Source organism: Actinomadura sp. NBRC 104425 (assembly GCF_030269545.1).
Classification (GTDB): domain Bacteria; phylum Actinomycetota; class Actinomycetes; order Streptosporangiales; family Streptosporangiaceae; genus Spirillospora; species Spirillospora keratinilytica.
Map to the genome: position 1 here is coordinate 1 of NZ_BSTN01000003.1, position 13,063 is coordinate 13,063.

At 73.7% G+C, this 13,063-nt stretch carries 11 protein-coding genes; 7 read left to right on the forward strand and 4 right to left on the reverse strand.

The genetic code is table 11. The features are described from left to right. Positions 1-189: 189 nt before the first annotated feature. Entirely contained in the window at positions 190-1,488 is a 1,299-nt protein-coding gene (locus tag QSK22_RS05815) for a helix-turn-helix domain-containing protein (RefSeq protein ID WP_285492936.1), read from the reverse strand. Positions 1,489-1,691: 203 nt separating this feature from the next. Between QSK22_RS05815 and uraH the strand changes: the two genes are divergently transcribed. From uraH to QSK22_RS05845, 6 genes are all read left to right on the forward strand, one after another. Continuing rightward, positions 1,692-2,024 (forward strand): hydroxyisourate hydrolase, encoded by a 333-nt coding sequence (gene uraH, locus QSK22_RS05820; RefSeq protein WP_285492937.1) that lies wholly within the window; start codon positions 1,692-1,694, stop codon positions 2,022-2,024. Between the two features lie 165 nt (positions 2,025-2,189). Beyond that, positions 2,190-3,662, forward strand: a complete 1,473-nt coding sequence (locus tag QSK22_RS05825; protein WP_285492938.1) for an NCS2 family permease — start codon at positions 2,190-2,192, stop codon at positions 3,660-3,662. Positions 3,663-3,722: 60 nt separating this feature from the next. After that, a complete protein-coding gene (locus tag QSK22_RS05830; RefSeq protein WP_285492939.1) occupies positions 3,723-4,898 on the forward strand; it encodes a glycerate kinase in 1,176 nt (391 codons plus the stop codon). Positions 4,899-5,200: 302 nt separating this feature from the next. After that, positions 5,201-6,316, forward strand: coding sequence for an alanine dehydrogenase (gene ald, locus QSK22_RS05835; protein WP_285493312.1), 1,116 nt, complete (start codon positions 5,201-5,203; stop codon positions 6,314-6,316). A gap of 83 nt (positions 6,317-6,399) precedes the next feature. Then, entirely contained in the window at positions 6,400-7,032 is a 633-nt protein-coding gene (locus tag QSK22_RS05840; RefSeq protein WP_285492940.1) for a histidine phosphatase family protein, read from the forward strand. A 70-nt stretch (positions 7,033-7,102) separates the two neighbouring features. Next, positions 7,103-7,402 (forward strand): metal-sensitive transcriptional regulator, encoded by a 300-nt coding sequence (locus tag QSK22_RS05845; RefSeq protein ID WP_285492941.1) that lies wholly within the window; start codon positions 7,103-7,105, stop codon positions 7,400-7,402. 48 nt (positions 7,403-7,450) lie between these two features. Here QSK22_RS05845 and QSK22_RS05850 read toward each other — a convergent pair whose 3' ends face one another. The 3 genes from QSK22_RS05850 to ggt all read right to left on the reverse strand — a co-directional run bounded on the left by QSK22_RS05850 (position 7,451) and on the right by ggt (position 10,751). Continuing rightward, on the reverse strand, positions 7,451-8,302 hold the full coding sequence (locus tag QSK22_RS05850; RefSeq protein ID WP_285492942.1) for an oxygenase MpaB family protein: 852 nt from the start codon (positions 8,300-8,302) through the stop codon (positions 7,451-7,453). 78 nt (positions 8,303-8,380) lie between these two features. Continuing rightward, entirely contained in the window at positions 8,381-8,755 is a 375-nt protein-coding gene (gene cutA, locus QSK22_RS05855; RefSeq protein WP_285492943.1) for a divalent-cation tolerance protein CutA, read from the reverse strand. Between the two features lie 76 nt (positions 8,756-8,831). Further along, positions 8,832-10,751 carry a gamma-glutamyltransferase gene (ggt, locus tag QSK22_RS05860; protein WP_285492944.1) on the reverse strand — a complete coding sequence of 640 codons (1,920 nt, stop codon included), beginning with the start codon at positions 10,749-10,751 and terminating at the stop codon, positions 8,832-8,834. Positions 10,752-11,130: 379 nt separating this feature from the next. Between ggt and QSK22_RS05865 the strand changes: the two genes are divergently transcribed. Further along, complete coding sequence (locus tag QSK22_RS05865; RefSeq protein ID WP_285492945.1) at positions 11,131-13,026, forward strand: APC family permease; 1,896 nt, start codon at positions 11,131-11,133, stop codon at positions 13,024-13,026. Positions 13,027-13,063: the final 37 nt, after the last annotated feature.

Consider the following 13,063-nt stretch of genomic DNA (forward strand, 5'->3'; position numbering starts at 1 on the left):
CGCACAGATGCGCCAACCAGTCCTCAAACAGCCCCCCGCACAGCACATGCCTGCACGGACGCACCACACCGAACATCCTCCGGGCACTCCCCCCACTGGATGGACCGCGACAACACACACGGACGCGGTCAACGAGCGCGCGGTTCCGTCGTGTTCGCCGCGGCTCGGCGCGGCTCGCCGCGCGGGGGGCTAGACGCCGGCGCAGGCGAGCGCCCGCCGGTAGGCGGCCAGGCGCGACTCCTCGGCGGCGCCCGTCTCGGCGAGCAGCTCGGCCAGGTCGAACCAGGTCTGGGCGGCGACCCGGGACGACTCCATCTCCTCCAGGTGGGTGGCCGCGCTGGTGAGCACCTCGACGGCGCGGTCGCGGCGGCCCGTCCGCACCAGGGCCTCGCCGAGCACGGTGAGCGCCCCCGCGGTGGCCCGGCGCGGGGCGTCCCCGAGCAGTTCCAGGGCCTCCTCGGCCAGCGCGACCGCCTCGGCGGGGCGGCCCAGGGCGGTTTCGGCGCGGGCCAGCTCGGTCAGGCACCACGCCACGTCGATCTCCCCGTCGGCGCTGGTGTTGATCTCCGCGCGGACCCGGCCGAGCAGCTCGCGGGCCTCCTCCGCCCGCTCCGGGCGGGCGCGCAGCAGCAGGCCGGCGTACGCCACGCGCAGCCGGTTGTGGCTGCGCGGGTCCTCGTCCTCGCCCGCCAGCAGCATCGCCCGCTCGGCCAGCGTCACGCCCTCCTCGTAGTCGCCGCGCACCTCGGCGACGTGGGCGGCCTCCCAGCAGGCCTCCATGCGCACGCGCGGGTTGCCGATGCGCTCGGCGCGCTCGACGATCTGGGCGGCCAGCTGGCGGGCCCGCACCAGGTCGCCGCGCTGGATGAAGGCCGCCAGCAGCGTCGCGCCCAGGTGCACCGCCGCGTCGGTGCCGTCGTGGCCGCCGGCGGCCAGGCGGCGCAGCGCGTCCTCGGCGACCTGCACGCTCGCGCTGATGTCGCCGCGTTCGCGCAGGCAGCGGCTGAGGGCCACGTGCACGCGGGCCCAGTGGTCCAGGTCGGCCTCGGGGTTGGCCTCCTCGGTCAGCTCGCGCAGCCCGGCGATGGCCTCCTCCAGGTCGCCGGACGCCTCCAGGGCCAGCGCGTGCCCCCACCGCGCCTGGTGCAGCATGTCGGGCAGCGCCACGGCGTCGGCGTTGGCCAGCACCTCGGCGAAACGGGCGCGGGCCTCGGCGGGTGCGCCGTTCTGCAGCGCGATCTCGGCGTAGTCGAGGGTGACGCGCAGCTCGTCCACCACGTCCTCGCTGACGCCGCTGACCAGATAGGTCGGCGAGCAGTTCAGCTTGGTGGCCAGCAGGTCGATGACGCTGGGCGCGGGGACCCGCTTGTCGCTCTCGATCAGCGAGATGTAGCTGTCGGACAGCTCCGGGAACGCCAGCTGGGCCTGGCTGATGCCCTGCCGGATGCGCAGCGCCCGGATGCGCTGCCCCAGTGTCTCCCGATCCATCGCAACACCACCGCCTCATGACTCCCGGCCGCGGAAGGTCACCCGAAGACCCCGCACCAGGGCAGGGTATAGTGCGTGGCCCGTGCAGCGCTGCCGCTCATTGCGGCGTATCTTGCGGCGTATGTTGAAGGGCCTGTTGTAGGGCCGCCGCCGTGAGGCCGCCGGGCACCGCCCGCGCACCGGGTCTTGTATTACATGAGGGCATGACTGTGAGCACGCATGTCCTCGACACCGCGCGAGGGCGTCCCGCGGCCGGGGTCCCCGTCCGGCTCGACCGCTACGAGGGCGACACCTGGCGGCCGCTGGCCGAGGCGGAGACCGACGGCGACGGACGCTGGGCCGCCCCGCCGGACGCCGGTTCGGCGGACGGCACGTACCGGCTGCGCTTCGGCACCGGCCCGTACTTCGCCGGACGGGGCGAGACCTGCTTCTACCCCGAGGTCTGCGTGATCTTCACGATCGCCGACGCCGGGCAGCACCACCACGTCCCGCTGCTGCTCAGCCCGTACGGCTACAGCACCTACCGGGGCAGCTGACCGGTCCGGCGGGCCGGCCGGCGCGGTGAGACGAACCGCGGGCCCGCCGGGCGGTACCGGTGCGGTACCGAACGGTTAACCTGTGCCCCGCGGTCCTCCGAGCGCCCCCAGGGGGACTCGCACCTTCCCATCGTCCGTTCCCCTGCATTCGAAAGCGCGCGCAAGATGTCGCACCTCAACAAGGGCGGTCCCGAAAGGCCGTCCGCCGACGCCTCCGGGCCGTCCGGCACCCCGCCGGCCCCCCGCGGCGCCCTCGACCGGTTCTTCGAGCTGTCGGCGCGCGGGACCAGCGTGCCGCGGGAGCTGCGCGGCGGCGTGACCACATTCTTCGCGATGGCCTACATCATCGTGCTGAACCCGCTGATCCTGGGCGGGGCGAAGGACGTCACCGGCGCCGCCCTGTCGATTCCGCAGCTGACCACCATGACCGCGCTGTCCGCGGCGATCGCCACGGTGGTCATGGGGCTGGTCGGCAACACGCCGCTGGCGCTGGCCGCGGGCCTCGGCATCAACGCGGTCGTGGCCTACCAGGCCGCGCCGGTGATGACCTGGCCGCAGGCCATGGGCCTGGTGGTGCTGGAAGGCGTGATCATCATCCTGCTGGCCGTCACCGGCGTGCGGGAGATGATCATGAACGCGATCCCGCTGGCGCTCAAGCACGCCATCGCGGTCGGCATCGGCGCGTTCATCGCGCTGGTCGGGCTGGTGGACGCCGAGTTCGTCAGCTCGCAGGCCGGCAGCCCGCCGCTGGCGCTGGGCGACGGCGGGCGGCTGACCGCCTGGCCCGCGGTGGTGTTCGCGTTCGCGCTGCTGGTGATGATCGTGCTGTATGTGCGGCAGGTGCCCGGCGCCATCCTCATCGGCATCATCGCGGCGACCGTGCTGGCCGTCGTGATCGAGGCGGTCGCCACCGTACCGAAGGACGCGTGGGGCCTGGTCGTGCCGCAGATGCCCGACCGCCTGTTCGCCGCGCCCGACTTCTCGCTGCTGGGGCGGATCGACCTGTTCGGCGGGTTCGGCCGCGCCGGGTTCGTCACCGCGCTGGTCGTGCTGTTCACGCTGGTGCTGTCGGGGTTCTTCGACGCGATGGGCACCATTCTCGGCATCAGCGACGAGGCCGGGCTGGTCACCGAGCGCGGCGAGGTCCCGCGCCTGGGCCGCATCCTGTCGGTGGACGGTCTGTCGGCGGCGCTCGGCGGCCTGACCAGCTCGTCGGCCAACACCGTCTACGTGGAGTCGGCGGCGGGCGTCGGCGAGGGCGCCCGCACCGGGCTGGCCAACCTGGCGACCGGGGCGCTGTTCGCGGTGACGCTGTTTTTGACGCCGCTGGCGGCCACCGTGCCGTCCCAGGCCGCCGCGCCCGCCCTGGTGCTGGTCGGGGCGCTGATGATGACGCAGGTCGCCAAGCTGGACTGGAACGACCTGGACGTGGCGATCCCGGCGTTCCTCACCATCGTGTTCATGCCTTTCACCTACTCCATCACCAACGGCGTCGGCGCCGGGATCGTCGCCTACACGGTGGTCAAGCTCGCGCGCGGCCGGTGGCGGGAGGCGGGCTGGCTGCTGCCCGCCATGTCGATCGTCTTCCTCGTCTATTTCGGTTTGCACGTCGTGGAGCAGGTTCTGGGTGTCAAATAGTGGCCCATGGCGTAAGCACTAGGTAGGGCTCCACCGAACCCCGGCGTGAAAGGCGTGGCTGTGGTCTCCCCGGACACCCCCTCCGACCCCTCCCCGCCGGGCCATGTCCTGCTCGCCCCCGACCGCTTCGCCGGCTGCCTGTCGGCGCCCGAGGTGGCCCGCCACCTGGCCGTCGGGCTGCGCCGCGCCCGCCCCGACGTGCCCGTGGTGGAGCTGCCGGTGGCCGACGGCGGCGACGGCACCGCCGCGGCCGCCGTCGCGTCCGGCTGGCGGCGGGTGGAGCTGGAGGTCTGCGGGCCGACGGGACGCCCGGTGAACGCGTGCATGGCGCTCAACGGCGGCACCGCCGTGGTGGAGCTGGCCGAGGCGTCGGGGGTGCGGCGGCTGCCCGGCGGCAGGCCGCAGCCGCTCACCGCCACCAGCCTGGGCACCGGCCAGCTCGTCGCGCACGCGGTGCGGCTGGGCGCCCGGCGCGTCGTGCTGGGGGTCGACGGCGGCGCGTGCGCCGACGGCGGCGCCGGGCTGGTGCAGGGCCTCGGCGGGCGGCTGCTGGACGCCCTCGGCAAGGACCTGCCGCCGGGCGGCGCCGCGCTGCGCTCCCTGCACGCCCTCGACCTGCGCGGCATGCCCGACCTGTCGGGCGTGGAGGTGATCCTGGCGGGCGCCCCGGCGGGGCCGCTGCTGGGCCGCAACGGCGCCGCCGCGCTCGCGGCCCGGCACGCGGGCGTCGGGCGCGAGGAGCTCCGCGTGCTGGACGCGGGCCTGCGGCGCTGGGCCGACCTGGCCGAGGCGGCGTCGCGCTCGGCGGTGCGGGACCGGCCGGGCGCGGGCGCCGCGGGCGGCGTCGGGTTCGCCGCGCTGGCGTTCCTGGGCGCCCGGGTGGAGGACGGCGCCACGCTCATGCTCGACCTGCTCGGCTTCGCCGAGCGGGCGCGGGGCGCGCGGCTGGTCGTCACCGGGGAGGGCTCGCTGGACGTGCGGACGCTGCGCGGCCGCAGCACCGTCGGCGTGGCCCGCGCCGCCGCCCGCGCCCGCGTCCCGGTGGTGGCGGTGGCCGACCGGCGCGGGCTGACCGGCGAGCAGCTGCGCCGCGCCCGCATCCAGGCCGTGTACGCCCTGGCCGACATCGAGCCGGACGCCGACCGCCGCGTCCGGCAGGCCGGCCCGCTGCTGGAACAGCTCACCGTCGCGATCGCCGACGAATGGCTCCCGGTGCGCCGCCTGGGCCGCGCCTGACCTCCCCGCCGCTCCGCCGCCCTGACCGACTGTTTGACAGGTGTCCCGCGACCGTGTCGGAATCCCGGCGTCCGCCCCGGCTCCGCCTCTCGGAAGATCGCAGATAACCGCGCACCGACCTGCACTGCCGTGGTTTTTGCGACCAATGAGGCGGATCGTTCCGGTCGGGCGCAGACTCCTAACAAGCCGTTTACATGTTGTTAGCAACTACGGGGATACTCGTACACAGTGACCATGGCAGGGCGGTGCGGCCAGCACGCACCCTTGTGCCGTATCCCAGGTCGACGATGACGGAGGGCACTGTGAAGGTCGGCGTTCCACGCGAAGTCAAGAACCACGAATACCGGGTGGCGATCACTCCGGCGGGGGTCGACGAACTGACCCGCCACGGTCACGAGGTGTTCGTCGAGCGCGGCGCCGGCCTGGGGTCGGCCATCCCGGACGAGGAGTACACCGGCGCCGGCGCCAAGATCCTCGACGGGCCGGACGAGGTGTGGGGCGAGGCCGAGCTGGTGCTCAAGGTCAAGGAGCCCGTCGCCGAGGAGTACCACCGCATCCGCCGCGGCCAGACGCTGTTCACCTACCTGCATCTGGCCGCGTCCCGCGCGTGCACCGACGCGCTGCTTTCGGCCGGTGCCACCGCGATCGCCTATGAGACCGTCCAGCTGCCCGACCGGTCGCTGCCGCTGCTGGCCCCGATGTCGGAGGTGGCCGGGCGGCTGGCGGCGCAGGTCGGCGCGTACAACCTGATGCGCTTCAACGGCGGCCGCGGCGTGCTGCCCGGCGGTGTGCCGGGCGTGGCCCCGGCCAAGGTGCTGGTGATCGGCGGCGGCGTGTCCGGGCTGAACGCCGCGCAGATCGCGGTCGGCATGGGCGCCGATGTCACCGTGCTGGACCTCAACCTGGACCGGCTGCGCCACATCGACGCGATCTACCAGGGCCGCATCCGCACCCTGATGTCCAGCGCCTACGCCGTCGAGCGGGAGGCGCGCGCCGCCGACCTGGTGATCGGCGCGGTGCTCATCCCCGGCGCCAAGGCGCCCACGCTGATCTCCAACGACCTGGTGGCGGCGATGAAGCCGGGTTCGGTGCTGGTGGACATCGCCATCGACCAGGGCGGTTGCTTCGAGGACTCGCGTCCCACCACGCACGCCGACCCCACGTACACGGTGCACGAGTCGGTGTTCTACTGCGTGGCCAACATGCCCGGGGCGGTGCCCAACACGTCCACCTACGCCCTCACCAATGTCACGCTGCCGTACGCGGTCGCCATCGCCGACAAGGGCTGGCGGGCCGCGCTGCGCGACGACCCGGCCCTGGCCCTCGGTCTCAACGTGCACGACGGCTCGCTGGTGTACGGGCCCGTCGCCGAGGCCCACGGCCTGGAGCACGTGCCGCTGGAGTCCGTCCTGTCCTGAGCCGCCGTCCTGAGCCGCCGCCTCGAGCCGGTCCCCGGCCCCGCCGCAGGGGCGCCACCGCCGCACCGGCGATGATGGCGCTCATGGGCGAGCTGATCCTGCTGCGGCACGGCGAGACGGAGTGGAGCCGCGACCGGCGGCACACCGGGCGCACCGACCTGCCGCTGACCGGACGCGGTGAGCGGCAGGCGCGCTCGGTGGCGCCGCTGGTGCGGTCGCTGCACGTCGCGAAGGTGCTGGCCAGCCCGGCCCGGCGCGCACTGCGCACGGCGCAGCTGGCGGGGCTCGCCGTCGACGACGTCGAGCCGGGCCTGTGGGAGTGGGACTACGGCGGCTACGAGGGGCTCACAACCGCGCAGATCCGGCGCGGGCGTCCGGGCTGGTACCTGTGGGACGACGGCGTCGTCCCCGGCGACGCCGAGCATCCCGGGGAGACGGTCGAGCAGGTCGGGACGCGGGTGGACGCGGTCCTCGAGCGGGTGCGTCCCCTTCTCGACGGCGACGGCGGCGGGGACGTGGTGCTGGTGGCGCACGGCCACGTCCTGCGGGTACTCACGGCGCGCTGGCTCGGGCTGGAACCGGCCGCCGGACGGCTGTTCGCGCTGGGCACCGCCGCCCTGTCCAGGCTGGGCCGCGAGCACGGACGGCCGGTGATCACGGCCTGGAACATCTCGCCCCGATTCGGGCGGGACCGATCTTTTGGGCCCGGGGTATAGCATACCCCGTGGGGGTTGGCCCCACGGAGGGGACCCGAGGACCGAGCCCCCGTCGATTGCGAGGACGACCATGGCCACCAGCCAGACCCCCACGCGCGGCTACAGCGCCACCAAGGACCAGCTGCAGACCCGCCTGCGCCGCATCGAGGGCCAGGTGCGCGGCATCGAGCGCATGGTCGAGGAAGACCGCTACTGCATCGACGTGCTCACCCAGATCAGCGCCATCCAGGCGGCCCTGGACAAGGTGGCGCTCGGCCTGCTCGACGGCCACGTGCGGCACTGCGTGGCCGAGGGCGCCCAGGAGGGCAAGGGCGACGAGATGTCCACCGAGCTGATGGCCGCGGTGGGCCGCCTCATGCGCCGCGGCTGACCCGCGGCGAGCACGCGGCCCCGAGCCCGGGCGCGGGGACGTCCGGGCTCAGGAGGCGATGGCCCAGCCGTCCTGGGCGGACTCGTACTCGCGCGTCAGCCGCAGCGCGCGCTGGGCGTCCGGCGAGTAGCGCCACTGCTCGGGGACGACGTGCGTGGTGCGGTACAGCCCCTTGAGCGTCATCGTGGCGGCCAGGTCGGAGGTGGGCAGACCCGGCAGCCCGTACATGCGGCGGGCCCAGCGCGGCAGCGTGGCGACGACCAGCGTCGCCAGGGCGGGCGCGGCCAGCTTGAGCGGCAGGAGCCGGCGGGGCACGGCCGGGTTGAACATGCGCACCAGCCCCTGGCGGGCCTCCTTGCAGGCGAAGATGTGCGGGCGCATCGCCGCGTAGTAGTCCTTCATCTCCGCGACGGAGGCGGGCACGTCGGCGGGGTCCAGGCCGACGACGGCGGCGGCGCGGCGCTGCTCGTCGACGAACCGGTCGGCGTCCTCGCGGCTCAGCGGCACGCCCGCGCGGCGCGCCACGTCGAGGTAGGAGTCGACCTCGCCCATGTGCACCCACAGCAGGTTCTCCGGGTCGTCGACGCGGAACACCTCGCCGGTGCGTATGTCCACGCCGGTGAGCTTGGCGTGCAGCCGGCGGACGCGGCGGCCGACCCGTTCGACCTCCTCGGTGGTGCCGTAGGTGCGGATCCGCACGAACTCCACGGTGCGGCCGAGCCGCGCCCAGGCGGCCCGCGGGTCCATCAGCTCGGAGTTCTGCGCGGTGCCCCACATCGACCGCGGGTGCAGCGCCTGCAGCAGCAGGGCCCGGATCCCTCCGACGAACAGCACCGGCTCGCCCATGACCCGCCAGGTCACCGAGCCGGGTCCGAACAGACCGTAGTCCACGTCGTCCACAGCACCCCTCCGGAGTAACCGAAGACTTATTTACCCTGGTTTGTACTGTGGCACACGGGTGCGGGGTCAGGTGCGGGGTCAGTCGGTGACGGGCTCGATCTCCGCCTCGTCCTCGTCCTCGGCGGGTTCGGGCGGCTCGGTCTGCTCGGTCACCCAGGCCAGGTAGTCCATGCTGCCCGCGACCACGGGGGTGGCGATGATCTCCGGGGTGTCGTAGGAGTGCACCTCGGTGATGAGGGTGGCCAGCTCGTCGAAGCGCTCATCGGTGGTCTTGAAGACCACCATCCACTCCTCGGCCGTCTCGATCTCGCCCTCCCACCAGTAGGTGCTGGCGATGGGGCCGACGAGCTGCGCGCACGCGGCCAGGCGTTCGGAGACCGCGGACTTGGCCAGGTCGGCGGCCTCCTGACGCGAGTCGGTGGTCGTCGTCACCTGAACGTACGCCTGGGCCATGGACCACTCCTTCCCCCAGCCGTCGAGCGTAGTCTCCGGCGCCCGGCCGGGCGCCGGACAGGGGCCCGGCCGGAGCCTAGCGGGCCGGGCGGACGACCATGGCGCTGCCGCCGCCCCGGCGCACCGGTTCGGCGACGGCCTGCACCAGGCCGGGACGCAGCACCTCCAGCCCGGCGGCGGCGCCGATCGTCCCGGCGGGCGGGCCGGCGAACAGCTCCAGCCGGTGCCCGCGCGCGGCCAGCGCCGTGCCGTACCGGTCGATGAACGCCTGCTCGGCGAACACCTGCGGGGTGTTGCGCTGGGTGGCGCGCGGCGCGGCCAGGGCGGCGGGCAGGCCCATGCCCAGGTCGATCCGGTTGAGCAGGATCTGCAGAACGGTGGTGATGATGGTGGACCCGCCGGGCGTGCCGACGGCCAGCATCGGACGGCCGTCGCTGAGCACGATCGTCGGCGCCATGCTGCTGCGCGGGCGCTTGCCCGGGCCGGGCAGGTTCGGGTCGGCCGGCGCGCCCTGCGCGGGCGGCTGCAGGGTGAAGTCGGTCAGCTCGTTGTTGAGCAGGAAGCCGCGGCCGGGTACGGTCAGCGCGCTGCCGCCGAACTGCTCGATGGTGATGGTGTAGGAGACGACGTTGCCCCACTTGTCGGCGACGGCCAGGTGGGTGGTCTGCGGCCCCTCGTAGGCGAGGGCGCGGGTGGCGCGGCCGGGTGGGAGGCAGGGTGCGTAGTCGCCGTCCGGGGAGCCGGGGGCGACGGGCGCGGCGGCGGCCCGGTCGGGGTCGATCAGGCAGGCGCGTTCGCGGGCGAAGCCGCTCGACAGCAGTTCCTTGAGCGGCACGCCGACCTTGTCGGGGTCGCCGACGTACCGGCCGCGGTCGGCGTAGGCGAGCTTGGACGCCTCCAGGAAGTAGTGGAGGGCCTTGACGGGGTCCTTGGCGTCGAACTGGAAGTTGCCGAGGATGTTGAGGGCCTCGCCGACGGTGGAGCCGCCGGAGGAGGACGGCGGCATCCCGTACACGTCCAGCCCGCGGTAGGACACGCGGGTGGGTTCGCGCCAGGTGGACCGGTAGCCCTTCAGGTCGCTCTCGCGCATCAGCCCCGGCCGCACGTTGCGGGTGGCGGAGGGCTCGACGGGCGGCTTGCGGACGGTGCGCACGATCTCCTCGCCGAGCCGTCCCCCGTACAGCCAGCCCGGCCCGCGCCTGGCCAGTTCGCGGTAGGTGCGCGCCAGGTCGGGGTTGCGGAACACCGAGCCGACGGCGGGCGGCTCGCCGCCGGGCAGGAACAGTTCGCGCGTGGGCGTGATGTCGCGGAACCGCTCCTGGTTGACGGCGGTCTGGTCGTGGAACTCCTGGTCGACGACGAAGCCGCGCTCGGCCACGTCGATCGCGGGCCGCAGGAGGGTGCCGAGGTCGCGGGTGCCGAAGCGGCGCAGCGCCAGGTCCCACTGCGCCACGGTGCCGGGCACGCCGACGCTCAGCCCGCTGGTGACGGCCTGGTCGAACGGGATGGCCTGGCCGGTGGACGGGTCGACGAACGACCGCTCGTGCATGGCCTGCGGCGCGGTCTCGCGGCCGTCCAGCGCGTACACGCGGCGGCGCTTGGCGTCGTAGTAGGTCAGGTAGCCGCCACCGCCGATCGCCGCGACGTACGGCTCGGTGACGCCGAGGGTGGCCGCGGCGGCGACGGCGGCGTCCACCGCGTTGCCGCCGCGTTCGAGCACCTCGATGGCGGCGCGGCTGGCATAGGGGTCGACGGTGGAGACCGCGCCGCCGTAGCCGGTGGCGACCGGCTGCTTGGACGGCGCCGCGACCGGGCTCGTCGTGCCGGGTGGGGACGCGAGGGGAGGCGCGGCGAGCGCGGCCGGGCCCGGCACGGCCAGCGGCACGGTCGCGGCGATGACCGCGGCGAGCGCCGTGCGGAGGCGGCCCGGGCGCCGGGGGCGACGCCGGGATCGGACCGGGGGGACGGGGATCGGGGACATCGCGCTCGGTGACACTTGACCTCCCTGGGGGGACCTCGGCTCCACCGTCGCACCGATCACGGAAGGCCGCCAGAGCCCCGGCCGCCCCCAACGATCATGTCATGCAGCCGTAACATACCCCGCCCAAGGCGGACGCATCGCAACCGATCCGACACCCCTCGCCACCAGCACGGATGCTGCCATAAGGTGCAAAGCTCAAGATCCCGACTTACCGGAAGTAATTACCGAACGTCGTTTCATCTCCGAAAGGCAACGAGACAGCACCAATACGCCCGAAACCATTGCTGTTTACCTCAAACTTGGTGAACTCTTAGTGACTTCGCCAGGCTTTGTGCTCGCGATCAGCGGCGCGGGTTCAGCCATGGGGGGACCACTACGACCCTGGGACAACCGCATGCGCAACAACATGTTCCGGCGTCTGCCCGTCGAACAGGCGACCGGGCAGCTGTACGGCGGCCGGCACCGGCTGCGCGTCGCCTACCGCACCCGCGACCTGATCGTGCTGGGCCTGGGCGTCATGATCGGCTCGGGCATCTTCAAGATCGCCGGGGTGCAGGCCGCCACCACGGCCGGACCGGCCGTGATCGTCTCCTTCGTCATCGCGGGCGTGGTGTGCCTGCTGGCGGCGCTGTTCTACGCCGAGCTGGCGTCGGTCGTGCCGGTCGCGGGCAGCGCCTACTCCTACAGCTACGTGGCGTTCGGCGAGCTATGGGCCTGGGTGGTCGGCTGGGCGCTGCTGCTGGAGCTGCTGCTGGCCGCCTCGGTGGTGGCGCGGGCCTGGTCGGTGTTCGCCGCGCAGGCGCTCGGCGACTTCGCCGTCCCGGTGCCGTCCTGGCTCGCCGACCTGGTCGGCCAGCCCAAGGGCTTCGACGTGTTCGCGCTCGGCATCCTGCTGCTGCTGGTGGCGGTGCTGGCCACCGGCAGCCGGCTCGGGCTGCGCACGCTGTGGTTCATGGTGCTGGCCAAGGTCGCGGTGATCGGCCTGGTCATCGGCGTCGGGCTGACGTTCTTCGACCCGGGCAACCTCAGCCCGTTCGTGCCGACCGCCCGGCCCGCCGCCGACGGCAGCGGCCAGACCGTGCTGGACGCGGTGCTCGGCGCCGCCACCGGCAGCACGCCGCGGGTGTTCGGCATCTGGGGGGTGCTGGCCGCCGCGCCCGCCATCGCCTTCGCCTACATCGGTTTCGATCTCATCGCCACCGCCGCCGAGGAGACCCGGGACGCCCCGCGCAGCATCCCGCGCGGCATCATCGTCAGCCTGGTGACGGCCGTCGTGCTGTACCTCGGGGTCGCCGTCGCCATGGTCGGGATGGTCTCCTACGACCGGCTCGACCCGTCCGGGCCGGTGCTCGCCACCGCGTTCGACGCGGCGGGCGCGGGCGCCATGGGCAAGGTCATCGACGTGGGGGCGGTGCTCGGCCTGACCACCGTCATCCTGGTGGTGCTGATCGCGCTGACCCGGGTGGTGTTCTCCATGTCGCGGGACGGGCTGCTGCCGCGCGGGCTGGCCGAGACGCGCCGCTACGGCGTGCCGTTCCGGGCCGCGTGGGTGTCCGGCGCCGCGGCGATCGTGATGTCGCAGACCATCGACGTGCTGACGCTGGAGCAGCTGGTGGTGATCGGGACGCTGTTCGCGTTCCTGTTCGTCCCTGCGGGCGTGCTGGCGCTGCGCCGCGACCGGCCCGACCTGCACCGCCCGTTCCGCGTCCCGCTGGCCCCGCTGACCGCGACGCTGGCCATCGGCGCGGTCGGCTGGCTGATGCTCAACCTCAAGGTGCAGACCTGGGCGTACTTCCTGGTCTGGATGGCGGTCGGCGTCCTGATCTACCTGGTCTACGGGCGGCGCAAGAGCCAGCTGCGGCGGCTGCTCACCGAGAAGGCGAACCGCCGCACAGCCGCGGCCGCCGCAGGCCGTCCGAGCGCGGGAGGCCCTGGCGCAAGGGCGGGCGGGCTGCCGCCGGGGGTGGCGCCGTACCCGGCGGACCGTGTTGCGCCCGGCCGGTCCCAGACGGGCGTCCATCCGCGGCCGCCGGACACCGCCCCGCGGCCGACCGTCCCCTACAGCGCGCCCCCGCCTCCGCAGAACCCGTACCTGTCGCAGCCTTATGGCCCGCGCACCCCCGACACCGGGCCGCAGCAGCAACCCCCGGCCGACCCGTACGCGCCGCGCACCTCCCCCCACCAGACGGGCGGCTACCCGCGACCGGAGCCAGGCGGCAGCCGAGGCAGGCACCGGCGCGACGACGAAACACAACAGCCGCCCTACCCCGACGAACACGACCCCTGGTAAAACGCGATGGGCGCCGCCTCCCCCAACGCGGGGACGG